This is a genomic window from Allobosea sp. (assembly GCF_051860145.1).
GTDB lineage: Bacteria > Pseudomonadota > Alphaproteobacteria > Rhizobiales > Beijerinckiaceae > Allobosea.
On sequence record NZ_JBHYEM010000006.1, the window covers coordinates 164,263 to 190,327 of the forward strand.

Consider the following 26,065-nt stretch of genomic DNA (forward strand, 5'->3'; position numbering starts at 1 on the left):
CGCTGCCCGCGCCAGATCCGAACCGGAACGCACAGCAACGCCGCTGTCGAAAGGGCCCGCAAGGGTGCTCTCGCGCGGCGTTTTCGTTTTCGGGCGGCATGGCGGGGTCGGACCTCACCATTCACACGAGAGGCGCTCGATGACCGAGACGATTCAGACCAAGGCGAATGCGGGCGGCGTCAGCCGCCGCCGGATCCTGCGGCTTTCCGGAGCTGCCGCGCTCGTTGCCGCGGCGAGGTCCGCGTTCCCGTCGGGCGCCTTCGCGCAGACGGCCGGCCCCGAGGTCAAGGGTACGCGCCTCGGCTATATCGCGCTGACCGATTCAGCCCCGCTGATCATCGCCAAGGAGAAGGGCTTCTACGCCAAGCATGGCGTGCCCGACATGGAGATCTCCAAACAGGCCTCCTGGGGCGCGACGCGCGACAACATGGCGCTCGGCGCCAAGGCCAACGGCATCGATGGCGGCCATATCCTGCGGCCGAAGACGCATCTCTACTCGACCGGCAAGGTGATGCAGAACAGCCAGCCGCTGCCGATGTACACGCTGCTCAACCTCAACGAGGACGGGCAGGCGATCTCGGTCTCCAACGAATACAAAGACTTGAACGTCCAGAAGGATTCCTCGCCGCTGAAGCAGGCCTTCGAGCGCAAGAGGGCGGCCGGCAAGGAACTCACCGCCGCCATGACCTTCCCGGGCGGCACCCACGACCTCTGGATCCGCTACTGGCTCGCCGCCGGCGGCATCGACCCCGACACCGACATCAAGGTCATCGTCGTGCCGCCGCCGCAGATGGTGGCGAACATGAAGGTCGGCAACATGGATTGCTTCTGCGTCGGCGAGCCCTGGAACGAGCAACTCGTCAACCAGAATATCGGCTACAGCGCGCTGACCACGGGCGAGCTCTGGTTCAGGCATCCCGAGAAGATCTTGGGCATGCGCGCCGATTTCGTCGACGCCAATCCCAAGGCGACCCAGGCTATCCTGATGGCGGTGATGGAAGCCCAGCAATGGGCCGACAAGATGGAGAACCGCCAGGAACTCGCCGAGATCGTCGGCCGCCGGCAATGGTTCAACGTGCCGGTCAACGACATCAACAAGCGGCTGCAGGGCGACATCAATTACGGCAATGGCCGCGAGGCGAAGGGCACCAACCTCTACATGAAGTTCTGGGGCGAGGGCGGTTCGACCTCCTATCCCTGGAAGAGCCTCGACACCTGGTTCGTCACTGAGAACATCCGCTGGGGCAAGTTCGACACCAATACCGATATCAAGGCGCTGGTCGACAAGACCAACCGCTCGGACCTCTGGCGCGAGGCGGCCAAGACGCTCGGCGTCACTGGTGCTCCCACTGCCGATTCCCGCGGCGTCGAGACCTTCTTCGACGGCGTGAAGTTCGATCCCGCCGCGCCGCTGGACTATCTCAAGGCGCTCAAGATCAAGCGGGTGGCCTGAGCCATGGTCCGCTTTCCCTTAGCCCTCATCCTGAGGAGCGCTCCGCAGGAGCGCGTCTCGAAGGATGCTCCAGTGCGCGCTGGAGGCATCCTTCGAGACGCCCGCTCGCACGGGCTCCTCAGGATGAGGGCTGAGGGAGACGGGCGCTGCCCCACCGCAAGCGGGGGGAGAGGGTGATGGCCGAGCCGCTGGTCATCGTCGGCAAGGGCATGGCCGCGACGCGGCTGGTCGACGAGCTCAGCCAGCGCGCGCTCGGCCGCTATTCCGTCGCGGTGATCGGCGCCGAGCCGCGGCTCGCCTATAACCGCGTGCTGCTCTCGCCGCTGCTCGCCGGCGAGATCGGCGCTCCCGAGATCGAGCTCAAGCCCGCCGCCTGGTGGCGGGCGCGGGGCGTCTCGACGCTTTACGGCAGGTCGGTCACGGGCATCGATCGCGTGACGAAGCGCGTGACGCTGGCCGATGGCCTGACCCTGCCTTACGGCAAGCTCGTCCTCGCCACAGGCTCGCGCCCCCTGATGCCGCCAGTGCCGGGCTTCGAGCTGCCGGGCGTCGCCACCTTCCGCGACGTCGCCGATGTCGCGCTGTTCCGCACTGTCGCCGCGGCTGGCGCGCGCGTCGTGGTGATCGGCGGCGGCCTGCTCGGACTGGAGGCGGCTTACGGGCTGGCCAAGATCGGCGGCAAGGTCACCGTGCTGCATCTGGCCGACCGGTTGATGGAGCGCCAGCTCGACCGCGAGGGCGCCAGCCTGCTCGCAGCCGAGATCGCGGCCCGCGGCATCGACATCCGCTTGAACTGCACGGCCGAGCGCTTCCTCGGCGAGGAACGGGTCGAGGCGGTGGAGTTGACCGACGGCAGCGCGATCCCGGCCGATCTCGTCGTCGTCGCCATCGGCGTGCGCCCGCGCGTCGAGCTGGCAGTGGCGGCGGGCCTCGACGTCAATCGCGGCGTCGACGTCGATGACGGCCTCGCCAGCAGCGATCCGGCGATCTTCGCCATCGGCGAATGCGCGGAGCATCGTGGCCTCGTCTATGGCCTGGTCGAGCCGGCCTATGAGCAGGCCCGCGTGCTGGCGGCGCGGCTTGCCGGCGGGCGTGAGCGCTATACCGGCTCGCTGCTGGCGACCAACCTCAAGGTCAGCGGCGTCCGCGTCTTCTCGGCCGGTTCCGTCGAGCCGGGAGAGGACGACGAGGTCCTGTTGCTGCGCGACCCCGTCATGGCAGTCTATCGCAAATTCGTTCTGCGCCAGGGCCGGCTCGCCGGCTGCGTCCTCGTCGGCGACACCACCGGCGCGCTGTTCTATCTCGGCCTGATCCGCTCGCAGCAGGACGTCTCGCCGATCCGCGCCGACCTGCCCTTCGGCGAGGCCTATTGCGTCAGGCAGGCCGCCTGATGCGCCACGACGCCCCGCTCTCCGGCACCGGCACGGTCCGCACCACCTGCCCCTATTGCGGGGTCGGCTGCGGCGTGCTCGCGACGCCCGACGGCAAGGGCGGCGCGTCGATCGCAGGCGACCCGGCCCATCCGGCCAATCTTGGACGGCTCTGCTCGAAGGGCTCGGCGCTGGGCGAGACGCTCGCTCTGGGCCATCGCGTCCTGCATCCGCTCAGGCGCAATGCAGCGGGCGGCTATGATCGCGTCTCCTGGGATGTCGCCCTCGATGCGGTGACTGAGGGGTTCAAGGCGATCATAGCCCGCGACGGCCCGGACGCGGTCGCCTTCTATCTCTCCGGCCAGCTCCTGACCGAGGATTATTACGTCGCCAACAAGCTGATGAAGGGCTTCATCGGCTCGCCCCATGTCGACACCAATTCCCGGCTCTGCATGTCCTCGACCGTCGCCGGCCAGCGCCGCGTCTTCGGCTCGGACACGGTGCCGGGTTCCTATGAGGATCTCGACTGCGCCGACCTGATCGTGCTGGTCGGCTCCAACACCGCCTGGTGCCACCCGGTCCTGTTCCGCCGCATCCAGCAGAACCGCACTGAGCGCGGCGCCCGGGTCGTGGTGATCGACCCGCGCGTCACCGCGACCGCCGAGGACGCCGATCTCGTCCTGCCGCTGAAGCCGGGCTCGGATTCGGTGCTCTTCGCCGGGCTGCTCGTCCACCTCGCCGATCGCGGCCTGACCGACGCGACCTATCTCGCGCGCCATGTCGCGGGCTTCGACGAGACGCTGGCCAATGCCCGCGCGATCGCGCCCGATCTTGCCGCCGTCGCTGCGCGCACCGGCCTGCCGCCCGCCGACGTCGCCGCCTTCTACACGCTCTGGGCCGGCACACCGGCCGTGGTCACGGCCTGGAGCCAGGGCGTCAACCAGTCGGCGCAGGGCACCGACAAGGTCGCGGCGATCCTGCATTGCCACCTCGCCACCGGCCGCATCGGCCGGCCGGGCGGCGGCCCCTTCTCGCTCACCGGCCAGCCCAACGCCATGGGCGGGCGCGAGGTCGGCGGGCTCGCCAATATGCTCGCCGCCCATATGGGCTACGCGTCGGCCGAGATCGATCGCGTCCGCCGCTTCTGGAACGCGCCGAACATGGCCCGCGCCGAGGGCCTGAAGGCCGTGGCGATGCTCGATGCCGTCGCCGCGCAGCGCATCAAGGCGCTCTGGGTGATGGCGACCAACCCGGCCGTCTCGCTGCCGCGCGCCGATCATGTCCTCGCGGCGCTGAAGCGGCTCGAGCTCTTCGTCGTCTCCGAGAACGTCCTCTCCAACGACACGCTGCGTGGCGATCCCGACTTCATCCTCCCCGCCGCCGCCTGGGGCGAGAAGGACGGCACCGTCACCAATTCCGAGCGCCGCATCTCGCGCCAGCGCGCCTTCTTAGCCCTGCCGGGCGAGGTCAGGCCGGATTGGTGGATCATTTGCGAGGTCGCCAGGCGGCTCGGCTTCGCGGAGGCCTTCTCCTATCGCGGCCCCGCCGAAATCTATGCCGAGCATGCGGCGCTCTCGGCTTTCGAAAACGACGGCAGCCGGGATTTCGACATCGGCGCGCATGCGACGCTCGATCGCCGTGCCTATGACGCACTCATCCCGGTGCAATGGCCGGCGCCGGCCGGGCGTCCGCGCGGCACGGAGAGGCTCTTTGCCGAAGGCGGCTTCTTCACCGCCGATGGCCGCGCCGTGATGAAGCCGCTGGCCGAGCCCGCGCTCGCCGCGACGCCCGGCGAACGCTTTCCGCTCCTGCTCAACACCGGCCGCATCCGCGACCAGTGGCACACGATGACCCGCACCGGCCAGAGCCCGAAGCTCGGCGCGCATGTCGCGGAGCCGGCGGTTTCGGTGCATCCGGCCGATGCGGCGCGCTACGGTCTCGCCGCCGACGGCTTCGCCCGCGTCGAGAACGAGCATGGCGCGGTCGTGCTCAAGGTCGTGCTCGACGACGGCGTCCAGGAGGGCGCGCTCTTCGCGCCGATCCACTGGTCGGCCGAGACCGCTTCTGACGCCCGCATCGGCGCGGCCGTGCAGGCGTTCTGCGATCCGTTTTCCGGCCAGCCCGAAATGAAGGCGACACCGTCGCGCATCAGCCCCGTCGCCTATGCCGCACGCGGCTTCCTGCTCTCGCGCGAGCCGGCCTCGCTTCCGGCCGGGAGCTGGTGGGCCGCGGTCGCCGTCGAGGGCGGGCATGGCCGGCTCTTCGCCAGCAACGCCTCGGTCGAGGAGATGATGGCACACGCCCGTGCCGCCTTCGGCGAGGACGGGCTGGTCGAGATGATCGATCGCGAGGCTGGCGTCTATCGCTGCGCCGCGACGCGCGAGGGCAGGTTGGTCGCGGCCCTTTTCATGGGCCCGGCCGGGCAGGCGCCGCTCTGGGACACCGTCAAGCTCGCCTTCGCCGATCCGGACCAGGCGCCGGAGAACCGGCTGGCCTTGCTGGCCGGCCGCCGGCTCGACGGCGCAGCCGATCCCGGCCCGATCGTCTGCGCCTGTTTCGGCGTCGGCCTCAACGCCATTCGCGCCGCCTTCGCCGCGGGCGACCAGGTCAGCGTCGAGGAGATCGGCCGGCAGCTCAGGGCCGGCACGAATTGCGGCTCATGCCTGCCGGAAATCCGACGCATCGGCGCGAGTGCGCGCCAAGGGGCCTCGGCAGGAGAGGCGGCGGCATGAGCGTCACGGATATCGAAACCATCGAAAGGAGCAGCGGGATGGGTCAAGCCGTCTTGAAGGAGGCCGATACGGGCGCGAAAATCGTTCCGCTCCCGGCCGGGAAGGCGCAGGTCGTGAGCCTGCCCTCGGTGGCGGGCAAGCCGCTGGCGGCACGCATCCTGCCCTGGCTCAGGCCGGTGCTGCAGAACGTCCTGCCGCCGCTGGTCACGGTCGCGCTGATCCTGCTGTTCTGGCAGATCGCCGCCTCCGGCCCGCAATCCTCGCTGCCCGCGCCGACCCGGATCTGGGAGGAGGCGAAGGACCTGATCACCGAGCCGTTCTACTGGGCCGGCACGCAAGATATCGGGCTGGGCTGGCGCATCCTCGTCTCGCTCCAGCGCGTCGCCATCGGCTTCGGCCTGGCGGCGGTCGCGGGCGTCCTCATCGGCGCGCTGATCGGTCAGTCGGTCTGGGCGATGCGGGGCCTGGATCCGGTCTTCCAGGTGCTGCGCACCGTGCCGCCGCTGGCCTGGCTGCCGCTCTCGCTCGCCGCCTTCCGCGACAGCCAACCCTCGGCGATCTTCGTGATCTTCATCACCGCGATCTGGCCGGTGATCATCAACACCGCCGTCGGTATCCGGAACATTCCGCAGGACTACCGCAATGTCGCTGAGGTGCTGCGGCTGAACCAGGTCGAGTTCTTCTTCAAAATCATGGTGCCCTCGGCCGCGCCCTACATCTTCACGGGTCTGCGCATCGGCGTCGGCCTGTCCTGGCTCGCCATCGTCGCGGCCGAGATGCTCACCGGCGGCGTCGGTATCGGCTTCTTCATCTGGGACGCGTGGAACTCCTCGCGCCTGTCCGACATCATCGTGGCGCTCGTCTATATCGGCGTGGTCGGCTTCTTCCTCGACCGCCTCGTCGCCTTCATCGGCACGATCGTCACCCGCGGCACAGCGGCGAATTGAGGAGGATGCGATGAGCTATCTCAAGATCGACCATGTCGACAAAAGCTTCCGCCGCGGCGCCGCCACGACGGAGGTGCTGAAGGACATCAACCTCGTCATCGACAAGGGCGAGTTCGTCTCGATCATCGGCCATTCCGGCTGCGGCAAGTCGACCTTGCTCAACATCATCGCGGGCCTGACGCCGGTCAGCACCGGGGCCGTGCTGCTCGAGAACAAGGAGGTCAGCGAGCCTGGGCCGGAGCGCGCCGTGGTCTTCCAGAACCACTCGCTGCTGCCCTGGCTCACCGTCTACGACAATGTCGCGCTGGCCGTGAACAAGGTCTTCGGGCGCTCGAAGTCCCGGGCCGAGCGGCATGACTGGATCATGCACAATCTCGACCTCGTCCAGATGGGCCATGCCAGCGACAAGCGCCCGGCCGAGATCTCGGGCGGCATGAAGCAGCGCGTCGGCATTGCGCGCGGTCTTGCGATGGAGCCCAAGATCCTGCTGCTCGACGAGCCCTTCGGCGCGCTCGACGCCCTGACCCGCGCGCATCTCCAGGATTCGGTGATGCAGATCCATGCCGCGCTCGGCAACACGATGATCATGATCACCCATGACGTCGACGAGGCGGTGCTGCTCTCCGACCGCATCGTGATGATGACCAACGGACCCTCCGCCCGCATCGGCGAGGTGCTGGACGTCCACCTGGAGCGTCCGCGCAAGCGCCTCGAGCTGGTCTCCGACCGCACCTATATCGGCGCCCGCGAGGCGGTCCTGAAGTTCCTCTACGAGCGCCATCGCTTCGTCGAGGCGGCGTGATGGCTGGGCTGATCGACAGGGCAGCGCTGCGCGCTTCCTTCTCCCCTCGGGGGAGAAGGTGGCCCGGCGAAGCCGGGTCGGATGAGGGACGGAACCGCGACGGGGCAAGACTTCCCTCATCCGTCAGCGCTTCGCGCTGCCACCTTCTCCCCCGAGGGGAGAAGGGAAAGCGCTGGCCATGAGCAACGATTTCGCCCCCGACCAGAAACGCTATCTCGAAGGCTTCATGAGCGGCCTGCAGTCGGCGCGCGCCGCGCGCGGCCTCGGTCCGCTCGGCGGCGCGGGCGGACAGGGCAGTGCCGCGCCTTCCGGCCCCGACAGGGAACATGCCGAGGCGCAGGCGAAGACGCTCGCCGGGGGCGGCAAGCTCGTCGATCAGGAGAAGTGGAAGCAGGCCGAGCACCCGTTCGACGCTTATACCCGCTTCAAGCAGCAGGCCTCCTCGGGAGCCTATCCGAAGCCCGAGGACAATTTCCGCTGGCGCTATCACGGCCTGTTCTACGTGGCGCCGGCGCAGAACAGCTATATGTGCCGCCTGCGCATCCCGAACGGCATCCTCAAGGCCTGGCAGTTCGAGAGCGTCGCCGACCTCGCCGAGACCTTCGGCGGCGGCTACAGCCACGTCACCACCCGCGCCAACCTCCAGGTCCGCGAGATCTCGGCCGAGAACGCGCCGCTGCTGCTCGAAGGCCTCGCCGACCTCGGCCTCACCGCCAAGGGCTCCGGCGCCGACAACATCCGCAACGTCACCGGCTCGGCGACGGCGGGCATCGATCCGCTCGAACTGCTCGACACGCGGCCCCATGCCCGCGCCTGGCACCACCACATCCTCAACGACCGCTCGCTCTACGGCCTGCCGCGCAAGTTCAATGTCGCCTTCGACGGCGCCGGCTCGATCGCGACGCTGGAGGACACCAACGATATCGGCTTTCAGGCCATCGAGATCGGGGAGGGGGCGTCCTTCGACGGGCAACCGGTCGCGCCCGGTATCTGGTACCGGCTCGCGCTCGGCGGCATCACCGGCCATCACGATCTCGCTCGCGATACCGGCATCGTCGTCGCGCCCTCGGACACGGTCGCGGTCGCGGATGCAATCGTGCGCGTCTTCATCGCCAATGGCGACCGCACCAATCGCAACAAGGCCCGCCTGAAATACGTGCTCGACGCCTGGGGCTTCGACACGTTCCTGGCCGCGGTCGAGGAGAAGCTCGGCCGCCGGCTGATCCGGGTCGATGCCTCCCATGTGAAGCCGCGCCCGGTCTATGACCGGCTCGCCCATATCGGCGTGCATGCCCAGGTCCAGCCCAGCCTCAACTGGGTCGGCGTCGCCCTGCCGGTTGGCAAGCTCACTGCCGCCCAGATGCGCGTCATCGCCGCGATCTCCAATCAATGCGGCGACGGCGATATCCGCCTGACCGTCTGGCAGAACCTGCTGATCTCCGGCGTGCCGGATGCGAAGGTCGACGATGTCCTGGCGAATCTGCAGGCCGCCGGCCTATCGGCCGAGACCTCGGTGCTGCGCGCCGGGCTGATCGCCTGCACGGGCGCGACCGGCTGCAAGTTCGCCGCGGCCCACACCAAGGAGGACGCACTCGCGATCGCCGACCATTGCGAACCGCGCCTCACGCTGGAGACGCCGGTCAACATCCATCTCACCGGCTGTCACCATTCCTGCGCCCAGCACTATATCGGCGATCTCGGCCTGATCGGCGCCAAGGTGCCGATCAATGAGGAGGGCGACACCGTGCCGGGCTACGACCTGCTGGTCGGCGGTGGCTATGGCGTCGACGGCGGTATGGCTCGGCCCTTCCGCGAGAAGGTGAAAGCGGAGGACGCGCCGGCGCTGGTCGAGGCGATCCTGCGCACCTGGCAGGCGCATCGGGCCTCGCCCGACGAGAGCTTCGTCGCCTTCGCCCGCCGCCACGAGATCGAGGCGTTGCAGGTGCTGGTCGAGACCATGGGAGAGGCAGCATGACGACCGGATCCATGTTGACGTCCGCTCCGGCCGCAGGCTCGTGCGCTTCCCTCCCCCCGCTTGCGGGGGGGGGGGCTAGGGGGGGGGGGCGTGCGGCGTGGCGATCCCCTGGAGGACGGGGCGGGACCTGCTGTGCGGGCCCCCCCCCCCCCCCCCCCCCCCCCCCCCCCCCCCCGGGGGGAGGGGGTTCTGCCGCACCCGTCTTCAGCCGGGACGTCCGCATGACCCTCCAGAGCCCGAACCCGCTCGTCCAGGTCCTGCCCGAAACCGCGCCCTTCAGCGAGGAGCAGCGTTCCTGGCTGAACGGCTTCTTCGCCGGCCTGCTCTCGCTCGACAATGCCGGCGTCACCGCGCTCTCCCCTGCCGAGAACGCGGCGGTCATGGGCGAGGCGGATGACGGCGCGCCCTGGCACGATCCGGCGATAGAGATGGCGGAGCGCATGAAGCTCGCCGAAGGCAAGCCCTTGCCGCGAAAACTCTTCGCCGCGATGGCGCAGCAGGATTGCGGGCAGTGCGGCTATGTCTGCGAGACCTATTCGGCGGCGATCGCCGAGGGCAAGGAGCCGCGCCTCAACCTCTGTGCGCCCGGCGGCAAGGACACGCTGCGCATGCTGAAGGCGCTGACGGAGGATGTTGGCAGCTCGCCCACTGCTGGCATTCCCGCCGAAGCCGCGCCCGCGACGCCGACCGGTCCGCCCGGCCGCTGCCGCGAGAACCCGGCGCTCGCCACCTTCCTGTCGCGCCACAAGCTCAATGGCGAGGGCTCGGAGAAGGAGACCTGGCATGTCGAGTTCGATTTGAGCGAAAGCGGGCTCGACTATGTCGTCGGCGACGCCTTCGGCATCGTGGCGCAGAACGACCCGCGCCTCGTCGATGCGGTCGTCGCCCTGCTCGGCGCGCGCCCGGATGCCGATATCGGCAGCAAGACGCTGTACGAGGCCTTGCTGGCCGATCGCGCGCTCGGCCCGGCGCCGGACGCGCTGTTCCAGCTGATCTCCTATGTCACCGGCGGCGAGACCCGCCTGAAAGCCAGGCGCCTCGCCGCCGGCGAGGATCCCGACGGCGATCTCGACCGGCTCGACGTGCTCGGCGCTTTGCACAAGTTCGGCAAGGCGCGGCTCTCGCCCGAAGCCTTCGTCGAGGCGCTCGATCCGCTCCAGCCGCGGCTCTACTCGATCTCCTCATCCTTCAACGATACGCCGGGCCGCATCTCGCTGACGGTCGACACGGTGCGTTACGCCATTGGCTCGCGGCCGCGCTGGGGCGTCGCCTCGACCTTCCTTGGCGAGCGGGTGCAGCCTGGCGACAAGGTGCCGGTCTATGTCCAGCGCGCCCATGGCTTCGGCCTGCCCACCGATCCGCGCACGCCGGTCATCATGGTCGGTCCGGGCACCGGCATCGCGCCGTTCCGCGCCTTCCTGCGCGACCGCAGGGCGACGAAGGCGGAGGGTCGCAACTGGCTGTTCTTCGGCCATCAGCGCCGCGCCTGCGACTTCTTCTACGAGGACGAGCTCAATGCGCTGAAGCAGGAAGGCGTGCTGCACGGGCTCACCCTGGCCTGGTCGCGCGACGGCACCGAGAAGATCTATGTCCAGGACCGTATGCGCGAGCGCGGCGCCGAGCTCTTCGCCTGGCTCGAGGAGGGCGCGCATTTCTACGTCTGCGGCGACGCCAAGCGCATGGCCAAGGATGTCGAGCGCGCGATGGTCGATGTCGTCGCCGAGCACGGCAAGCGCTCGCCCGACGAGGCGGTCGCCTATGTCGCGGCGCTGAAGAAGGCTGGGCGGTACCAGGCGGATGTGTATTGAGCGCTAACCGTCATTCTCGGGCGAAGCGAAGCGCAGACCCGAGAATCTCTTTCAGGAGATGCTCGGGTCAAGCCCGAGCATGACGAGGTGTCCACGCCGTCAGATGATCCGTCGCCTCAGCCAGCCGCCGATCTGCTCGACCGCGACGACGAGCGCGAACACCGCCAGGATGATCGTCAGTGCCGTGTCGTAGTCGAACAGGTCGAACGCCACCTTGAGCTCGACACCGATGCCGCCTGCGCCGACGAGCCCGAGCACGACGGAGGCGCGCGTCGCCTTCTCGACGCAGAACAGCGAGGTGGCGATGAAGGAGGGCATGGCGTTAGGTACAACGGCCGAGAAGATCAGCCCGGTCTTGCTGGCGCCGATGGTCGAGAGCGCCTCGCGCGGGCCCTTGTCGGTCTCCTCCATCGCCTCGGCGAAGAAGCGCCCGGCATAGCCGATCGTGTCGATCATCAGCGCGAGCACGCCGGCGGCTGGTCCGAGACCGACCGCGATCACGAAGAACAGCGCCCAGATCAGGTCCGGAACGGTGCGGAAGAAGGCGATCAGCCCGCGCGCCAGCGTACGCACGACCGGATGCGGCGAGAGCCCGTCCGCCGCCAGGATCGCCAGCGGGAAGGAGAGGATCAGGCCAAGCACGCAGCCCGAGACAGCCATCTGGAAGGTCGTCGCCAGCGACAGCAGGATGGAATCGAGTCGCGACAGGTCAGGCGGAAACATCCGGCCGAGGATGTTGCCCATATAGGGCACGCCGCGGATCAGCTTCTCGGCTGAGAGGTCGGAGCCGCTGAAGGACCAGACCACCAGCGCGAGCGCCAGGAACCCGCCGATGAAGGAAACGGCGCTCGGCCGCGCGAAACGATCGATTGCAGGCAGGCGAGGGGAGGCTTGCAGGCTCATGCGAAGACGTGCGCCGGCGGCTTCGCCGGCTCCTCATGTGTCGACGCCGATCCGTCGCCCGGCTCCTCGAAGAAGGCCGCGAGCTCCGGCTCGCTGCAATGGAGCGCGCGCCGGTCCAGCGCGACGCCGCCCTGGCCGAGCCCGACGATGCGGTCGGAGAAGCGCAGCGCATGCGCCATGTGGTGCGAGACGAAGACCAGCGTCAGCCCCTTGTCGCGCGTCAGACGGAAGAGCAGCTCCATCACCTCGCGCCCGGCGCGCGGGTCGAGGCTGGCATCGGGCTCGTCGGCGAGCACCAGTTCCGGCCGCTGCATCAGCATCCGCGCGATGGCGACGCGCTGCGACTGGCCGCCGGAGAGCGAGTCGGCCCGCTGCATCGCCTTGTCGGCCAGGCCGACGGCGTCGAGACAGGCCATCGCCTCGTCGCGCACCGCTTTCGGCGCCAGCGCCTGCGCCCAGGTCCGTGGGCCGGAGCGCCGCGACTGCACGCCGTGCACGACATTGGAGAGCGCGCTCATTCGCGCCACCAGATTATGCTTCTGGAAGACCACGCCGACGCGCGAGCGAAAGCGTTTGAGGCTCGCGCCGCGCAACCCGCCGACCGTTTCGCCGAGGACCGAGATGGTGCCGGCATCCGCCTCCGCAAGCCGCACGATCATGCGCAGCAGCGTCGATTTGCCGGTGCCGTTCGCGCCGATCAGGGCGAGCGACTCGCCAGCCGGGACGGAGAGGTCGAGCCCCTGGATGACGGCGCGCTTGCCAAAACTCTTGCGCAGCGTGCCGATGGCGATGACCGGCGCCTGCGTGGGCCCCGCTCCCGCGGGTTCGGCGGAGGTCTCCGCCATCACTCGATGAACTTGTTGAATTCGGTGATGCCGATCGTGGCGTAGATCGAGCGGACATAATCGTAGTCGGTGTCCTTGACCTCGGGCAGGAAGACGCCGCCGGCGAATTTGCGGTTGTCGTCGGTGCCGGTCGTCACGGCCTTCATCAGGTCGGCGCCATGGTCGAGGAAGGCCTTGCGCACCTTGGCCACCACCTCGGGCTTCACCTTCGGGCTCGCGATCATCACGTCGTTGGGCAGGTCGCGCCCGCGTGCCACCACGGCGAAGCCGGTCTTGGTGTCGGATTCGCGGATGCGCTGGAGATGAGTCAGGTTGAGGCCGATGGCGGCGATGTCGCCGCGCTTCATCGCCTCGACCGCGACATTGCGCTTCACGAAGATCGGCTTGTAGTCGACATTGTATTTCAGGCCGAAATCGGCGAGCGCCTGGGCCGGGCCGAGATGCTGCGAGGTCGAGCCGATCTCGCCGAAGGAGATGGTCTTGCCCTTGAGATCGGCGACCGATTTGACCGGCCCGTTCGCCAGCACCGCGACCTGGCTGAAATAGTCGGGCCGCTGCCAGCCGACGACCGGCACGGCATTGGTGCGTGCCTTGAACACCACATATTCGGCCGGGCCGGTCAGCACGAAATCGACCTGGCCCGCGGCCATCGCCTCGACGGCGGCGGTGCGGCCGGAGACGGCGAAGAACTGCACCTTGACGTCGGCGACCTTCTCGAAGGCCGCCTTAAACGGACCGAACTCGCGCTGCAGCGACTCGGCCCCGTCGATATCGGTGACGGCGAAGCGGATCGCGTCCTGCGCCTGGGCGGCGGGTGCCGTCAGCATCGCGGCGGTGACGAGCGCATAGGCCAGCGTCTTCAGCATGGTCGTTCTCCCCTCGGGTTCTGAAAGGCGGCGCTAAAGCGGCTCTACGACGGCCGGGTGACTGCCGGACGACGGTTCGGTGACATGAACCGTCATGCTGTCGTCATCTGCCGCCGTCATGCGCGTGCCCCGCGGCCAGGAACGTGCTTTGGCCGCTACGATCTCCGGGAGAGTGACGTGACGCTTCTGATCGCCGGCGGCAGGGTCCTGCGCGATGGTTTCGAGACGATGGACATCGTCGTCGAGGGAGAGAGCATCGCAGCCGTCGGCGCAGGGCCCGCGAACGGGCATTTGCGCCTCGATGCGTCTGGCTTGCTGGTCCTGCCCGGCATCGTCGACTGCCATGGCGACGCCTTCGAGCGCCATATCATGCCGCGACCGAAGGTCAGCTTCGATATCGGCCTCGCCCTGCGCGACGCCGACCGCGCCTTGCTCGCCAGCGGCATCACCACCGCCTTCCATGGCGTGACCTGGTCCTGGGAGCCGGGCCTGCGCGGCGCCGAGAATGCGCGCCGCCTGCTCGACACGATCGATGCGCTGGCGCCCGAGCTCGGCGCCGACACCCGCTTCCATCTGCGCCACGAGACCTTCAATCTCGATGCCGAGGCCGAGATCATCGACTGGCTGCGCTCGGGCCGCGTCGGCGTGCTCGCCTTCAACGACCATACCGAGGGCACGCTGAAGACGCGCAGCCGGCCGGACAAGGTCGGCAAGATGGTCGAGCGCTCGGGCCTCTCGCATGAGGATTTCATGACGCTCGTCGAGAACGTCTATGCCCGCAAGGACGAGGTGCCCGGCTCGATCTCGCGCCTCGCGGCGGCGGCGCAGGAGGCCGGCATTCCCGTGCTCTCCCATGACGACATGACGCCGGAGATGCGGCGCTGGTATCGCGCGCTCGGCGTCTCCGTCGCGGAATTCCCGATCGACGAGGAGACCGCCCGCGAGGCCGCCGCCCATCGCGAGCCGATCGTCTTCGGCGCGCCGAATGTCGTGCGCGGCGGCTCGCATACCGGCTGCCCGTCGGCCGAGGAGATGGTCGCCAAAGGCCTCTGCACCATCCTGGCCTCGGATTATTATTATCCGGCGCTGCTGCTCGCGCCCTTCATCCTGGCGCGCAACGGCACAGCGCGACTGGAGGACGCCTGGAAGCTGGTCTCGCAGGCTCCGGCCGAGGCTTTTGGTCTGGGCGATCGCGGAACCATCGCGCCCGACATGCGCGCCGACCTGATCCTGGTCGACGACGCGCCGCAGCCGCGCGTCGTCGCCACCATCGCCGGCGGCAGGCTGGTCCATCTCGCGGACCAGCGCATTCTCGGCTGATCAGGCGTCGTAGCCCTTTAACGCAGCCACCGCCGTCATCACGCCGCGCAGCTCGGCGAGGCCGCGCAGACGCCCGACGGCCGGATAGCCCGGGAAGCTGCCCTTGCCGACATCGTCGAGCAGCTCGTGGCCATGGTCCGGCCGCATCGGAATCCGCCAATGTGGCTGGCCGGCGGCCTTGCGGCGCGTCTGTTCGGCCATCAGCGCATCGACCAGCGCCACCATGTCGGTGTCGCCGCCGAGATGCTCGGCTTCCATGAAGGACCCGTTGGGGTCCTTGGCGACATTGCGCAGATGCGCGAACCAGATGCGGTCCGCGAAGCGGCGCGCGATCGCCGGCACGTCGTTCTTGGGATTGGCGCCGAGCGAGCCCGAGCACAGGGTCAGCCCATTGGCCGGGCTGTCGACTGCATCGAGGATGAAGGCGATGTCGTCCTCGCCCGAGCAGATGCGCGGCAGGCCGAAGAGCGGCCGCGGCGGATCGTCGGGATGGATGCACATCCGGATCCCGACCTCCTCGGCCGTCGGGATCACCGCCTCCAGGAAGCGCTTGAGATTGGCGCGCAGCAGCTCATGGCTCATGCCGCGATAGCGCTCCAGCATGCGCTTCAGGCCGGGCACGTCGTAGCGGTCATAGGCGCCGGGCAGGCCGGCCATGATATTGGCGAGCAGGCGGGCGCGATCGGCCTCGCTCGAGCGCTCGAACCAGACCCTGGCGCGGTCCAAGGTCTCGGCGGAGTGACCCTCGGCTGCGCCGGGACGCTCCAGCATGAAATGGTCGAAGGCGACATATTCGTGCAGGTTGAAGCGCAGAGCCGTACCGCCGCCGGGCAGGGGATAGGCCAGCTCGGTCCGCGTCCAGTCCAGCACCGGCATGAAATTGTAGCAGACCACTTCGATGCCGCAGGCGGCGAGATTGCGCAGCGATTGCCGGTAATTGGCGAAGATGGTTTCGAGATCGCCCTCGCCGATCTTGACGTCCTCGTGCACCGGCAGGCTCTCGACCACCGACCAGCGCAGGCCGAGGCTCTTGTCGGCCTCGATGATCGCCTTGCGCTTTTCGATCTCCTCGACGCTCCAGACCACGCCATAGGCGATCTGGTGCAGGGCATTGACGATGCCTTGCGCGCCCGCCTGACGGGCCTGGGCGAGCGTCACCACATCGTCCGGCCCGAACCAGCGCCAGGTCTGTTCCATCGTCGCGTTTCCTTCTTGGTCTTGTCGGCTCTGAGATGGTTCGACCGTTCAATCGGCCCGGATCGGCGCGTTCGCGACGAAGGCGTCGACATGGTTGCGCGCGATCGCCTCGATCGCGTCGAAGACAGTGCGCAGATGCGCCCGCATCGCCCGCTCGGCGCCGGCCACGTCGCCGGCGCCGACCGTCGCGGCGATCTCGCGGTGCTGGTCCATGATCATGCCGGGCCAGGAGGCGGCCTCCAGCGACAGGCAGCGCACCCGGTCGAGCTGGGCTTTCACCCCCTCGATCAGGCCCCAGACGGACGGGTGGCCGGACAGGCGCGAGAGCTCGGCATGGAAGGCCTCGTCCTGGCGGAAGAAATCGACGCGGTCGCCGGTCTTCAGCGCCTGCTCCTGCAGCCGGATCAACCGCTCCAGCGCAGCCTTGCCGGCGGCGTCGATGCGCTGCGCGGCGAGCACGACGGTGCGGCATTCCAGGGTCTCGCGCACGAACTGGCTGTCATAGACCGCGGCGAGGTCGATCGGCGCGACGAAGGTGCCGACCTGCGGCACCACGACGAGGAAGCCTTCATCGACCAGTCGCTTGAAGGCCTCGCGCACCGGCGTGCGGCTGACGCCGAACTGCACCGCCATCCGCGCCTCGGACATCGCTTCGCCCGGCAGGAGCACCGCGTTCAGGATGTCGCCTCGCAGGGCGCGGTGGATCTGGTCGGTGCTTTGTCGTGCCGCTGCGATGCCCATTGCCAAGCTCTGGTCCACTAGTATACTAGAATACCGGTCAATCTGATGCGACGTCAATCTGTCAGGGCGATGTTCGCACGGAATCGCGGGGCGACAAGAAACCGACAAGCGGGAAACCCGTATCGGAGGGAGAGATCATGGTCCAGGACAGCCTCAATCGGCGCGTTTTCGTCGGCGGTGTCGCCGGCCTTGCCGGCGCGGCCTATGCGCCCGGCACTTTTGCCCAGCAGCTCAAGCTTCCGGCCTCGCCGGTCGCGCTCAGCATCATCGACGTCGGCGGCGCGCTCGCTCTGGTGCAGGCGCCGCTGGAGAACTACACCAAGGCAAACCCCAAGCTTGTCTCGCGGATGACCTTCACCAAGGCGCCGGCCCCCGAGCTGCCGGGCAAGCTGAAGGCGCAGCAGGACGCGGGCCGCGTCGACATTGATTTCGTCATCGGCGGCCTGGATGTGCTCTCGGCCGGCATCGATCAGAAGCTCTGGGTCGAATTGCTGCCGCGCTTCGCCTCCGATCTGCCGAAGCCCGAGGAGGTGTTCCTCAAGCCTGCGCTCGCCATGCACAATCTCGGGCGCGGCCAGGGGATGGCGATGGTCTATTATCCGTCCGGCCCGCTGCTCGAATACATGCCCGACAAGGTCAAGACGCCGCCGACCACGGCCGAGGAACTGCTCGCCTGGACCAAGCAGAACAAGAACCGCTTCCTCTATGCCCGCCCGGCCAATTCCGGCCCGGGCCGGACCTTCATCATGGGCCTGCCCTATATTCTCGGCGATAGCGACCCCAAGGATCCGGCCAAGGGCTGGGACAAGACCTGGGCCTATCTCAAGGCGCTGGGCGAGAACATCGAATACTATCCCGGCGGCACCGGTGCGACGATGAAGGAGCTCGGCGACGGTTCGCGCGACATCATCGTCTCGACGACGGGTTGGGACATCAATCCGCGCGTGCTGGGCGTCGTGCCGAAGGAGGCCAAGATCCAGACCTTGAAGGGCTTCCACTGGGTCACCGACGCCCAATACATGATGATCCCCAAGGGCGTCTCCGACGAGAAGCTCGCAGTGCTGCTCGACCTGATCCGCCACATGCTGACGCCGGAGCAGCAGGCCTATACCTATGACGAGGGCTATTTCTATCCGGGCCCGGCGGTGAAGGACGTGCCGCTCTCGATGGCGCCGGCCGCCAGCCGTAAGGCGATCGAGGAGTACGGCCGTCCGGAATACGAGAAGCTGATCGCCGAGAACCCGATGGAGACCCCGCTCGACCCCGACAAGATGGTCGTCGCCTTCCGGATCTGGGACGAGCAGGTCGGCGGCGCCAAGCGCAAATAGGCCCGCTGCGAAACGTCGAAGCAGGTCGGTCCTTGACCGGCCTGCCGCCTTGCTGTCGCCTGTCGGCAGCTGACCGCCCATCCGTTCGAACTTGATGGTCCTTCATGTCGATACACGCCGCGAATTTCCGCGAACTCAGGCTCGACCGGCTCTGCCGCGACTTCGGTACGCATAACGCCGTCAAGGACGTCTCGCTGACCATCAAGCAGGGCGAGTTCATCGCGCTGCTCGGCCCCTCCGGCTGCGGCAAGTCGACGACGCTGAACCTAATCGCCGGCCTTCTGCCTGCGACCGGCGGCGGCATCTGGCTCGACGAGAAGCGCATCGATCCGCTCCGCCCTGAAGAGCGTGGCTTCGGCATGGTCTTCCAGAGCTACGCGCTCTTCCCGCACATGACCGTGAAGAAGAATATCGGCTTCGGCCTGAAGATGCGCGGCATGGCCAAGGCGGAAAGCGAGCGCCGCGTCGCGGAAGCCGTCGCGCTGGTCCGCCTGCAGGGCCAGGAGGAGAAGCTGCCCGGCCAGCTCTCCGGCGGCCAGCAGCAGCGCGTCGCCATCGCCCGCGCCATCGCCGTGCAGCCGCCGCTGGTGCTGATGGACGAGCCGCTCTCCAATCTCGACGCCAAGCTGCGCCTCGAGATGCGCGCCGAGATCAGGCGCATCCACAACACGCTCGGCGCCACCACGATCTACGTCACCCACGATCAGGAGGAGGCGCTCTCGCTGGCCGACCGCATCGTGGTGATGCGCGATGGCGAGATCCGTCAGGTCGGCGGGCCGGAGGACCTGTTCTCGCGGCCGGACCATCTCGACGTCGCCGAGTTCATGGGATTCCGCAACAAGGTCGCCGGCCGCGTCGCCACTGTCGCTGATGCGCTGGCGACCGTCACGGTCGGCGAGGTCGGCGTCGCCGGACGTATAAGATCGCCGGTTGCGGCGGGGCAGGGCGCCCATATCTCGATCCGCCCCGAGGACCTGCATCCGGTTGCCGAGGGCGCGCCCGGCCTCGCGGCCAAGGTCGTCTCGACCGAATTCCACGGCCGCGAATTCGTCGGCTTCGCCCGCATGGCGGACGACACGCCGCTGACCTTCCTGGCCGATAGTCGCATCGCGCCCGGCACCGAGATCCGCCTCGCCGCTGCGCCGGATCGCGTCCTCGTCTTCGGAGAGGGCTCATGAGCACCCTGTCTGGTGCCGCGTCCGGCAGTACAGCCGAGATTCCATTCAAACAACGCCTCGCCGCGCGCGGCCTCGACGGGCTGACGCTGCTCGTCCTGCCGGCGGTGCTCTTCCTGCTGGCGCTCTTCATTTACCCGTTCTTCTACGGGCTGTTCCTGTCCTTCACGCCGAAGGCGGGCGGCATGCTGGCGAACTACCAGCGCTTCTTCTCGGATTCGTTTCTGTACGGCACGATCGCGACCACGCTCTGGCTCGCCATGCCGGTGACGATCGTGACCCTGCTGCTCGCGATCCCGATCGCCTTCCGCGTCAGGCTGATGAAGAACCAGCGGCTGCTGACCACGATCCTCGTCATCCCGATCACGCTCGGCACCGTGCTGGTTGCCGAAGGGCTTTTGAACTATCTCGGCCCGCAGGGCTGGTTCAACCGCACCTTGATGGCGATCGGCTTGATCTCGACCCCCGTGAAGCTGCTGCATAATTACTGGGGCGTGATGCTCTCGCTGGTCATCACCGGCTTCCCCTTCACCTTCCTTTTGACGCTCTCCTATCTCACCGGCGTCGATCCGGCGCTCGAGCAGGCCGGCGCGACATTGGGGGCAGGGCCCTGGGAGCGCTTCAAGCATATCCTGCTGCCGCTGCTGCTGCCGGGGCTGGCGATCACCTTCTGCCTGAGCTTCGTCCAGGCCTTCTCGGTCTTTCCCTCCGCGGTCCTGCTCGGCGCGCCGGCGGGGCCGACGCGCGTGATCTCGATCGCCGCCTATCAGGCGGCCTTCGAGGAATACGACTACTCGATGGCTTCGGCGGTCGCGATGATCATGGGCGTGGTCCAGCTCGCCATCGTCGTCGTCGTGCTCGGCGCACGCGGCATGCTCTATCGCGGCCCGGCCGGCGGCGGGAAGGGCTGAGTCATGGTTCAGGACACCCGTCTTTCCACCAAGCTCTGGGCCGCCGCCAACTGGGCGCTGATCGGCTTCTTCATCGTCAACCTCTTCGCGATGATCGCGGCGGTGGTGACGAGCTCGTTCTCGACGCGCTGGCTGCGCTCCTGGCTGCCGGATGGCTGGACGACGCGCTGGTACGGCGCCGCCTGGAGCGAGTTCCAGCTCGGCGACGTGCTGACCGTCACCTTCCAGATCGTCTTCCTGGTCGTCTTCCTCTCGGGCCTCATCGGGGTGCCGGCGGCCTATGCGCTGGCGCGGCGTGATTTCCCGGGCAAGCGGCTGGTCATGCTGCTCTTCCTGTTGCCGCTGCTGGTGCCGCCGATCACCTTCGGCATTCCGCTGGCGACGGTGCTCTACCGGGCCGGTCTCGCCGGCTCGATGTCGGGCGTCGTGCTCGCCAATCTCGTGCCGACCGTGCCCTTCGTCATCCTGGTGATGATCCCCTTCATCGAGCAGATCGACACCAAGATCGAGGCGGCCGCCCGCGTCTTCGGCGCCAACACCTTCAAGCTCTTCATCCATGTCCTGCTGCCATTGCTGATGCCCGGCATCCTGGCGGCGCTTCTGCTGGTGCTGGTCCGCACCATCGCGATGTTCGAGCTGACCTTCCTGACCGCCGGCCCGACCAGCCAGACGCTCGTCGTCGCGCTCTATTACGCCGTCTTCGCGGCGGGTGTGCGCGCCGTGCAGTCGATCGACGCCATGGCGGTGATCTACATGGTGACGACGCTGATCTGGCTCATCATCGCCCTGCGCTTCGTCAACCCGACCCAGATCGTCGCCCGCGCCAAGAGGTGAGGGCGGCGCTCGCTGCCGGCGGGGCGCCCGCCTGCGGCGCCGGCGTAGGTCGACGGCCACCATACCGGTATGCTAAGGTTCCCTTGGGGATGGGCGCTTACTGGAAGGCCTCGCCCGTGACGATGCAAGCCGAGCTTCGCCTCAAGGATCCGATCGCCCCGCAACTGGTCTCGACCTTGCGTCAGGCGATCATCGCGGCGCAGCTGAAACCCGGTGAGGCGCTGTCTGAAAAGGACATTGCCGACCGCTTCGGCGTCAGCCGCCAGCCGGTGCGCGAAGCCTTCATCAAGCTGTCGGAAGCCGGTCTGGTGCAGGTCCTGCCCAGCCGCGGCACCTATGTGATGAAGATCTCGATGCGCGCCGTCGCCAATGCCCGCTTCGTCCGCGAGGCGGTCGAGTGCGCCATCGCGCGGGCGGCGAGCCAGCTGATCCAGCCGAGCGGCGTCGCACGGCTGCGGCGCCTGATCGACGAGCAGCGCAGCGCCGCCGCCTCGGAGGATTACGCCGCGTTCTCGGCGCTCGACGAGAGGTTCCATCGCACGCTGGCCGAGATCGTCGATTGCACCTATGCCGGCCGCGTCGTCGAAGGGGCGCGCGCGCAGACCGACAGGGTCCGCTACCTGTCGCTGCCAGGCGCCTCGCCCGCACCGCTCCTGATCGCCCAGCATGTCGCCATCATCGATGCGATCGAGGCCGGCGATGCCGATGGCGCCGAATGCGAGATGCGCAAGCATCTGCGCGAGATCCTCAACGCCCTGTCACGCATCGCTAAGGACAATCCCGAGCTCTTCGAGGACGACGTCATGCCGGCGCATACGCAAACCCTGCACACGCCCTGACCTTATTGCCCGAGGCCGGAACCTATCATCGGCGCCGCGATTGTACCGGCATTCATCTGCGGGGCTGCTGGGCATGGCATCGGGCAAGGGCAAGGATACGGGTGGGCGCCTGAGAAGGACGCGCGCCGAGGCGTTGACCATCCGCCGCCAGCGCCGCGGCTCGGGCTTTTCCTATGTCGACGAGGCGGGCCGGCCGGTTCGCGATGCCGGGACGCTCGACCGCATCCGCTCGCTCGCCATTCCGCCGGCCTATGAGGATGTCCGCATCGCGGCCGATCCGCGCGCCCATTTGCAGGCGCTCGGACGCGACGATGCCGGGCGCCTGCAGCATCGCTACCATCCCGACTGGGACAAGGTGCGCGAGCGCCGCAAGCTCAAGCGGCTGCAGCGCCTGATCGAGGCCCTGCCGAAGCTCAGGGCCGCCGTCGCCCGTGACCTCAAGGCCCGGGATCTCGGCCATGACAAGGCGCTGGCCTGCGCGGTCGCGATCATCGATCGCTGCCATATCCGGGTCGGCAACGACGCCTATGCCGAAGCCAATGGCAGCTATGGCGCCTCGACCCTGCGCAAGCGCCATCTCACGCTGAGCGGCAAGCGGGTGGAACTCTCCTTTCGCGGCAAGGGCGGCAAGGACATCGCCTGCGCGCTCGAGGACGTTTTCCTCGCCAGGGCGCTCGGCCGCCTCGTGACCCTGCCGGGCCGCCGGCTGCTGCAATATCGCGACGAGGGCGGCGTCGTGTCCCCGGTCCGCGCCGGCGAGATCAATGCCTATCTGCGCCGCATCTCGGGCCTGCCGATCAGCAGCAAGGATTTGCGCATGCTGGCCGCCAATGCCGCCGCCGCCGAATTGCTGCTCGCGGGCGATGTGGTGGCGACCGAGACCGGCAAGAAGCGCCAGCTCGCCGACATCATGCGCGCCATTTCCGAGCAGCTCGCCAACACGCCGGCTGTGGTCCGCAAGAGCTATGTCCACGAGATCGTGGTCAGCGCCTATGCCAGCGGCAGGCTCAAGGCCTGCTATGTGAAAACCCGGGCGAGCGCCGGCTGCTCGCGCATCGAGAGGGCCCTGGGCTCGCTGGCGGCTTAGCCGGATCGCCTTCGCGTGCTATGCCGCGCCATCGCAGCGGCTAGCCTGGAACGCGAAGGAACAGATGCGGAAAATCCTGATCATCGGCATCGGCGCGGGCGATCCCGACTACATGACGGTCCAGGCCATCAAGGCCCTCAACCGGGTCGATGTCGTCTTCATCCCCGACAAGGGCGAGGAGAAAGCCGGGCTGCGCCAGTTGCGGACCGAGATCTGCGAGCGTTTCATCGAACAGCCGGGCTATCGCACGGTCGACCTCGCGGTGCCGCAGCGCGCCGCGGCCGGCTCGGATTATCGCGGCAGCGTCGACGATTGGCATGCGAAGCTGGCCGAAGCCTATGAGGCCCTCTTCGCCGCGGAGCTTGCCGAGGGCGAATGCGGCGGCCTGCTCGTCTGGGGCGATCCGAGCCTCTATGACAGCACGATCCGGATCATCAAGCGGATCCGCGCCCGCGGCTTCGCGCTCGACTACGAGGTCATCCCGGGCATCAGCAGCGTGCAGGCGCTCGCCGCGAAGCACCGCGTCACGCTCAACCGGATTGGCGAGCCGGTCCTGGTCACGACCGGGCGCAGGCTTGTCGAGGGAGCGCCGAACGGGCTCGACAGCGTCGTCATGCTCGACGGCGACCAGGCCTTCGCGAAGATCCCGCCCGACGATCTCGATATTTTCTGGGGCGCCTATCTCGGCACGTCCGACGAGATCCTGATGGCCGGCAAGCTCGCCGAGGTGAGGGACGAGATCGCGCGGGCCAGGGCGCAGGCGCGGGCCGAGAAGGGCTGGATCATGGACACCTATCTGCTGCGCAAGAGCGAGCCCGGGATCTAGAAGCGCTGGCGCTGCCCGTCATTGCGAGAAGCGAAGCGACGAAGCAATCCAGGGGGAGTGCGCGTGACCTCCTGGATTGTTTCGCTGCGCTCGCAATGACGAGGCGCAATGCGCTCGCAACGATGCCGCTAACCCGCCTGAACGAGCAGCTCCAAGTCAGGCCCTACTGGCCATATCCGACGAGCACGCGTGGCAGCCACAGCACGGTCGAGGGAAAGAGCGAGATCACGGCCAGGACAACGAGCCCGGCGCCCAGGAAGGGCCCGAGCTCCTTGCTCTCCTCCTCCAGCTTCACCCCGGCGAAATTGGCGCAGATGTAGAGCAGGATGCCGACCGGCGGCGTGATCAGCCCCAGGCAGAGGTTGAAGACCATCACCAGCCCGAAATGAACGAGGTCGATGCCGACCGCCTGCACCACCGGCACGAGAACCGGGATCAGAATGAACATCGCCGGCAGCGGCTCCATGAAGATGCCGATGATCAGCAGGAAGACGTTGATCATCATCAGGATGACCGTCGGATCGGACGAGACCGAGGCGATCCAGGCCGCCATCGCCCGCGGCATGCCGGAGACCGCGAGCAGCCAGCCGAAGCCCGAGGACAGCGCGATGATGAACATCACCAGCGCGGTGTCGAGCGCGGTCTGCACCAGGATCGGCCAGACCGTGCTGAGCTTCAGCTCCTTGTAGACGAAGAAGCCGACGAAGGCGGCGTAGAGCACGGCCAGCGTCGCGCTTTCGGTGACGGTGACGATGCCGCCGGTGACGCCGATCAGGATGATCACCGGCATCATCAGCGCCCAGAGCGCCGGCGGGATCAGCCGGGGTAATTCGCGCAAGGGTACCGCGGCGGAGACCGGATAGTTCCGCCTGACCGAGATCCAGTAGGCCGCGACCATCAGCGCCAGCGCCAGCATGATCCCGGGCACCACGCCGCCGAGGAAAAGCGCGATGATCGAGACGCCCTTGGCGGCCGAAAGCCCGTAGATCACCAGCGGGATCGAGGGCGGGATGATCGGCCCGTTGACGCAGGCCGAGGCCATCAGGGCGGCCGCGAAGCCGCCGCCATAGCCCTGCTTCTTCATCGCCGGGATCAGCACCTTGCCGAGCGCCGAGGCGTCCGCCGCCGCCGACCCGGACAGGCCGGAGAAGATCATCGCCGCGGTCACCGAGGTCAGCGCCAGCCCGCCGCGGAAGCGGCCGACCATGGCGTTGGCGAGGCTGATGATTTGCGTGGTGATGCCGCCGCCATTCATCAAATTGCCGGCCAGGATGAAGAAGGGGATGGCCAGCAGCGCATAGGAATCGGCGCCGACCAAGGTGCGCTGCGCCAGCAGCGACATCGGCAGGGAACCGTGGGCCCAGATCGCTGCCATGGTGGCGAGGCCCATGGCGAAGCCGATCGGAACCGAAAGGGCAAGCAGCAGGAAGAAGCCGCCGATCAGGATCGTGCTCATCTCAGAAATCCCCCGCCCAGCCCTCGGGCTTCCGCTTGGACGGGTCGACGATCTTCTCGACGAAATAGAGCATCATCATCGCGCAGGAGACCGGCGCGGAGAAATAGAAGAAGGCCGGGGTGATATCGAGCGCGCCATAGGTGTTGGGCAGGACGTCGATGGAAAGCTTCAGGCTGTAGATGAAGAGCACGGTGATGAAGGTGAGATTGGCGAGCTCGATCGCCCAGGACATCACCTCCTTGGTGCGCCCCTTCAGCATCTCGATGAACATGTCGACGCCGATATGGAGCTTCTGGCGATAGAGCACGGCCGCGCCGACGAAGGTGATCCAGATGAACAGAATGTTCGAGACCTGCTCGACCCAGGCGATCGGCGAGTTGATGACATAGCGCCACCAGACGGCGGCCAGCGTGATCAGGACGATCAGGGCTATGCAGCTGCCGAGGAAGGCCTTGGCGATCGAGGTGACGACGTCAGATGTCTTGCCGATAAGTGCCTTCATTCACAGCGCTCCGCATCGTGCCAGGGCGTTCCGTCGAGGCCGGGCCGTCGGCGGGGCGCGGGGGGGGGGGCGGGGGCGCCGGGGGGGCGGGCGGGCCGGGAGGCCGGCCCGGCCGGGCGGGGGGGGGGGCGCCCCCCCCCCCGCCCCC

The 26,065-nt window shown here is 67.9% G+C and carries 22 protein-coding genes; 15 read left to right on the plus strand and 7 right to left on the minus strand.

Annotated features, from left to right (window positions below):
* Positions 1 to 139 precede the first annotated feature (139 nt).
* The 7 genes from ACTIF2_RS12695 to ACTIF2_RS12725 all read left to right on the plus strand — a co-directional run bounded on the left by ACTIF2_RS12695 (position 140) and on the right by ACTIF2_RS12725 (position 11,087).
* Entirely contained in the window at positions 140 to 1,453 is a 1,314-nt protein-coding gene (locus tag ACTIF2_RS12695; protein WP_439497435.1) for a CmpA/NrtA family ABC transporter substrate-binding protein, read from the plus strand.
* Positions 1,454 to 1,629: 176 nt separating this feature from the next.
* On the plus strand, positions 1,630 to 2,844 hold the full coding sequence (locus ACTIF2_RS12700; protein ID WP_439497436.1) for an NAD(P)/FAD-dependent oxidoreductase: 1,215 nt from the start codon (positions 1,630 to 1,632) through the stop codon (positions 2,842 to 2,844).
* The gene (locus ACTIF2_RS12705) at positions 2,844 to 5,555 is read left to right on the plus strand and encodes a molybdopterin-dependent oxidoreductase (protein ID WP_439497437.1); all 2,712 of its coding nucleotides are present in this window, start codon (positions 2,844 to 2,846) and stop codon (positions 5,553 to 5,555) included. Before ACTIF2_RS12700 ends, ACTIF2_RS12705 begins: the two co-directional genes overlap by 1 nt.
* A 38-nt stretch (positions 5,556 to 5,593) precedes the next feature.
* The gene (gene ntrB, locus ACTIF2_RS12710) at positions 5,594 to 6,502 is read left to right on the plus strand and encodes a nitrate ABC transporter permease (protein WP_439497438.1); all 909 of its coding nucleotides are present in this window, start codon (positions 5,594 to 5,596) and stop codon (positions 6,500 to 6,502) included.
* A gap of 10 nt (positions 6,503 to 6,512) precedes the next feature.
* The gene (locus tag ACTIF2_RS12715; RefSeq protein ID WP_439497439.1) at positions 6,513 to 7,304 is read left to right on the plus strand and encodes an ABC transporter ATP-binding protein; all 792 of its coding nucleotides are present in this window, start codon (positions 6,513 to 6,515) and stop codon (positions 7,302 to 7,304) included.
* A gap of 178 nt (positions 7,305 to 7,482) precedes the next feature.
* Positions 7,483 to 9,279 carry a NirA family protein gene (locus tag ACTIF2_RS12720; protein WP_439497440.1) on the plus strand — a complete coding sequence of 599 codons (1,797 nt, stop codon included), beginning with the start codon at positions 7,483 to 7,485 and terminating at the stop codon, positions 9,277 to 9,279.
* A gap of 221 nt (positions 9,280 to 9,500) precedes the next feature.
* Positions 9,501 to 11,087 carry a sulfite reductase subunit alpha gene (locus ACTIF2_RS12725; protein WP_439497441.1) on the plus strand — a complete coding sequence of 529 codons (1,587 nt, stop codon included), beginning with the start codon at positions 9,501 to 9,503 and terminating at the stop codon, positions 11,085 to 11,087.
* A 99-nt stretch (positions 11,088 to 11,186) separates the two neighbouring features.
* Here ACTIF2_RS12725 and phnE read toward each other — a convergent pair whose 3' ends face one another.
* From phnE to ACTIF2_RS12740, 3 genes are read right to left on the minus strand one after another with little or no spacing between them, the layout of a single operon-like run.
* Positions 11,187 to 11,990 (minus strand): phosphonate ABC transporter, permease protein PhnE, encoded by an 804-nt coding sequence (phnE, locus tag ACTIF2_RS12730; RefSeq protein ID WP_439497442.1) that lies wholly within the window; start codon positions 11,988 to 11,990, stop codon positions 11,187 to 11,189.
* The gene (locus ACTIF2_RS12735; RefSeq protein ID WP_439497443.1) at positions 11,987 to 12,835 is read right to left on the minus strand and encodes a phosphonate ABC transporter ATP-binding protein; all 849 of its coding nucleotides are present in this window, start codon (positions 12,833 to 12,835) and stop codon (positions 11,987 to 11,989) included. Before ACTIF2_RS12735 ends, phnE begins: the two co-directional genes overlap by 4 nt.
* Positions 12,835 to 13,701, minus strand: a complete 867-nt coding sequence (locus tag ACTIF2_RS12740) for a PhnD/SsuA/transferrin family substrate-binding protein (protein ID WP_439497444.1) — start codon at positions 13,699 to 13,701, stop codon at positions 12,835 to 12,837. Before ACTIF2_RS12740 ends, ACTIF2_RS12735 begins: the two co-directional genes overlap by 1 nt.
* Positions 13,702 to 13,878: 177 nt before the next feature.
* Between ACTIF2_RS12740 and ACTIF2_RS12745 the strand changes: the two genes are divergently transcribed.
* The gene (locus ACTIF2_RS12745) at positions 13,879 to 15,021 is read left to right on the plus strand and encodes an alpha-D-ribose 1-methylphosphonate 5-triphosphate diphosphatase (RefSeq protein WP_439497445.1); all 1,143 of its coding nucleotides are present in this window, start codon (positions 13,879 to 13,881) and stop codon (positions 15,019 to 15,021) included.
* Here the strand turns inward: ACTIF2_RS12745 and uxuA are convergent, their stop codons facing one another.
* Positions 15,022 to 16,218, minus strand: coding sequence for a mannonate dehydratase (uxuA, locus tag ACTIF2_RS12750; protein ID WP_439497446.1), 1,197 nt, complete (start codon positions 16,216 to 16,218; stop codon positions 15,022 to 15,024).
* Between the two features lie 48 nt (positions 16,219 to 16,266).
* Positions 16,267 to 16,959, minus strand: coding sequence for a GntR family transcriptional regulator (locus tag ACTIF2_RS12755; protein WP_439497447.1), 693 nt, complete (start codon positions 16,957 to 16,959; stop codon positions 16,267 to 16,269).
* Between the two features lie 137 nt (positions 16,960 to 17,096).
* On the opposite strand from ACTIF2_RS12755, the gene ACTIF2_RS12760 reads away from it, so the two are divergent.
* The 7 genes from ACTIF2_RS12760 (at position 17,097) to cobF (ending at position 23,959) form a co-directional block, all read left to right on the plus strand.
* Complete coding sequence (locus tag ACTIF2_RS12760) at positions 17,097 to 18,287, plus strand: extracellular solute-binding protein (RefSeq protein ID WP_439497448.1); 1,191 nt, start codon at positions 17,097 to 17,099, stop codon at positions 18,285 to 18,287.
* A 104-nt stretch (positions 18,288 to 18,391) separates the two neighbouring features.
* Complete coding sequence (locus ACTIF2_RS12765) at positions 18,392 to 19,465, plus strand: ABC transporter ATP-binding protein (RefSeq protein WP_439497449.1); 1,074 nt, start codon at positions 18,392 to 18,394, stop codon at positions 19,463 to 19,465.
* Positions 19,462 to 20,373 carry an ABC transporter permease gene (locus tag ACTIF2_RS12770; RefSeq protein ID WP_439497450.1) on the plus strand — a complete coding sequence of 304 codons (912 nt, stop codon included), beginning with the start codon at positions 19,462 to 19,464 and terminating at the stop codon, positions 20,371 to 20,373. The genes ACTIF2_RS12765 and ACTIF2_RS12770 overlap by 4 nt, the downstream gene beginning before the upstream one ends.
* A 3-nt stretch (positions 20,374 to 20,376) precedes the next feature.
* On the plus strand, positions 20,377 to 21,207 hold the full coding sequence (locus ACTIF2_RS12775; RefSeq protein ID WP_439497451.1) for an ABC transporter permease: 831 nt from the start codon (positions 20,377 to 20,379) through the stop codon (positions 21,205 to 21,207).
* A 122-nt stretch (positions 21,208 to 21,329) separates the two neighbouring features.
* A complete protein-coding gene (locus ACTIF2_RS12780; RefSeq protein WP_439497600.1) occupies positions 21,330 to 22,046 on the plus strand; it encodes a GntR family transcriptional regulator in 717 nt (238 codons plus the stop codon).
* A 73-nt stretch (positions 22,047 to 22,119) separates the two neighbouring features.
* Positions 22,120 to 23,133 (plus strand): DNA topoisomerase IB, encoded by a 1,014-nt coding sequence (locus ACTIF2_RS12785; protein WP_439497452.1) that lies wholly within the window; start codon positions 22,120 to 22,122, stop codon positions 23,131 to 23,133.
* A gap of 64 nt (positions 23,134 to 23,197) precedes the next feature.
* Positions 23,198 to 23,959, plus strand: coding sequence for a precorrin-6A synthase (deacetylating) (cobF, locus tag ACTIF2_RS12790; RefSeq protein ID WP_439497453.1), 762 nt, complete (start codon positions 23,198 to 23,200; stop codon positions 23,957 to 23,959).
* Positions 23,960 to 24,122: 163 nt separating this feature from the next.
* Here cobF and ACTIF2_RS12795 read toward each other — a convergent pair whose 3' ends face one another.
* Positions 24,123 to 25,415 (minus strand): TRAP transporter large permease, encoded by a 1,293-nt coding sequence (locus ACTIF2_RS12795; protein WP_439497454.1) that lies wholly within the window; start codon positions 25,413 to 25,415, stop codon positions 24,123 to 24,125.
* A gap of 1 nt (position 25,416) precedes the next feature.
* On the minus strand, positions 25,417 to 25,917 hold the full coding sequence (locus ACTIF2_RS12800; protein ID WP_439497455.1) for a TRAP transporter small permease: 501 nt from the start codon (positions 25,915 to 25,917) through the stop codon (positions 25,417 to 25,419).
* Between the last annotated feature and the right edge of the window lie 148 nt (positions 25,918 to 26,065).

Bases quoted from the DNA above. Each gene is read 5' to 3' on its own strand.
- ACTIF2_RS12695 (WP_439497435.1), top strand. From the start codon at position 140: ATGACCGAGACGATTCAGACCAAGGCGAATGCGGGCGGCGTCAGCCGC.
- ACTIF2_RS12700 (WP_439497436.1), top strand. From the start codon at position 1,630: ATGGCCGAGCCGCTGGTCATCGTCGGCAAGGGCATGGCCGCGACGCGG.
- ACTIF2_RS12705 (WP_439497437.1), top strand. From the start codon at position 2,844: ATGCGCCACGACGCCCCGCTCTCCGGCACCGGCACGGTCCGCACCACC.
- ntrB (WP_439497438.1), top strand. From the start codon at position 5,594: ATGGGTCAAGCCGTCTTGAAGGAGGCCGATACGGGCGCGAAAATCGTT.
- ACTIF2_RS12715 (WP_439497439.1), top strand. From the start codon at position 6,513: ATGAGCTATCTCAAGATCGACCATGTCGACAAAAGCTTCCGCCGCGGC.
- ACTIF2_RS12720 (WP_439497440.1), top strand. From the start codon at position 7,483: ATGAGCAACGATTTCGCCCCCGACCAGAAACGCTATCTCGAAGGCTTC.
- ACTIF2_RS12725 (WP_439497441.1), top strand. From the start codon at position 9,501: ATGACCCTCCAGAGCCCGAACCCGCTCGTCCAGGTCCTGCCCGAAACC.
- phnE (WP_439497442.1), bottom strand. From the start codon at position 11,990: ATGAGCCTGCAAGCCTCCCCTCGCCTGCCTGCAATCGATCGTTTCGCG.
- ACTIF2_RS12735 (WP_439497443.1), bottom strand. From the start codon at position 12,835: ATGGCGGAGACCTCCGCCGAACCCGCGGGAGCGGGGCCCACGCAGGCG.
- ACTIF2_RS12740 (WP_439497444.1), bottom strand. From the start codon at position 13,701: ATGCTGAAGACGCTGGCCTATGCGCTCGTCACCGCCGCGATGCTGACG.
- uxuA (WP_439497446.1), bottom strand. From the start codon at position 16,218: ATGGAACAGACCTGGCGCTGGTTCGGGCCGGACGATGTGGTGACGCTC.
- ACTIF2_RS12755 (WP_439497447.1), bottom strand. From the start codon at position 16,959: ATGGGCATCGCAGCGGCACGACAAAGCACCGACCAGATCCACCGCGCC.
- ACTIF2_RS12760 (WP_439497448.1), top strand. From the start codon at position 17,097: ATGGTCCAGGACAGCCTCAATCGGCGCGTTTTCGTCGGCGGTGTCGCC.
- ACTIF2_RS12765 (WP_439497449.1), top strand. From the start codon at position 18,392: ATGTCGATACACGCCGCGAATTTCCGCGAACTCAGGCTCGACCGGCTC.
- ACTIF2_RS12770 (WP_439497450.1), top strand. From the start codon at position 19,462: ATGAGCACCCTGTCTGGTGCCGCGTCCGGCAGTACAGCCGAGATTCCA.
- ACTIF2_RS12775 (WP_439497451.1), top strand. From the start codon at position 20,377: ATGGTTCAGGACACCCGTCTTTCCACCAAGCTCTGGGCCGCCGCCAAC.
- ACTIF2_RS12780 (WP_439497600.1), top strand. From the start codon at position 21,330: ATGCAAGCCGAGCTTCGCCTCAAGGATCCGATCGCCCCGCAACTGGTC.
- ACTIF2_RS12785 (WP_439497452.1), top strand. From the start codon at position 22,120: ATGGCATCGGGCAAGGGCAAGGATACGGGTGGGCGCCTGAGAAGGACG.
- cobF (WP_439497453.1), top strand. From the start codon at position 23,198: ATGCGGAAAATCCTGATCATCGGCATCGGCGCGGGCGATCCCGACTAC.
- ACTIF2_RS12795 (WP_439497454.1), bottom strand. From the start codon at position 25,415: ATGAGCACGATCCTGATCGGCGGCTTCTTCCTGCTGCTTGCCCTTTCG.
- ACTIF2_RS12800 (WP_439497455.1), bottom strand. From the start codon at position 25,917: ATGAAGGCACTTATCGGCAAGACATCTGACGTCGTCACCTCGATCGCC.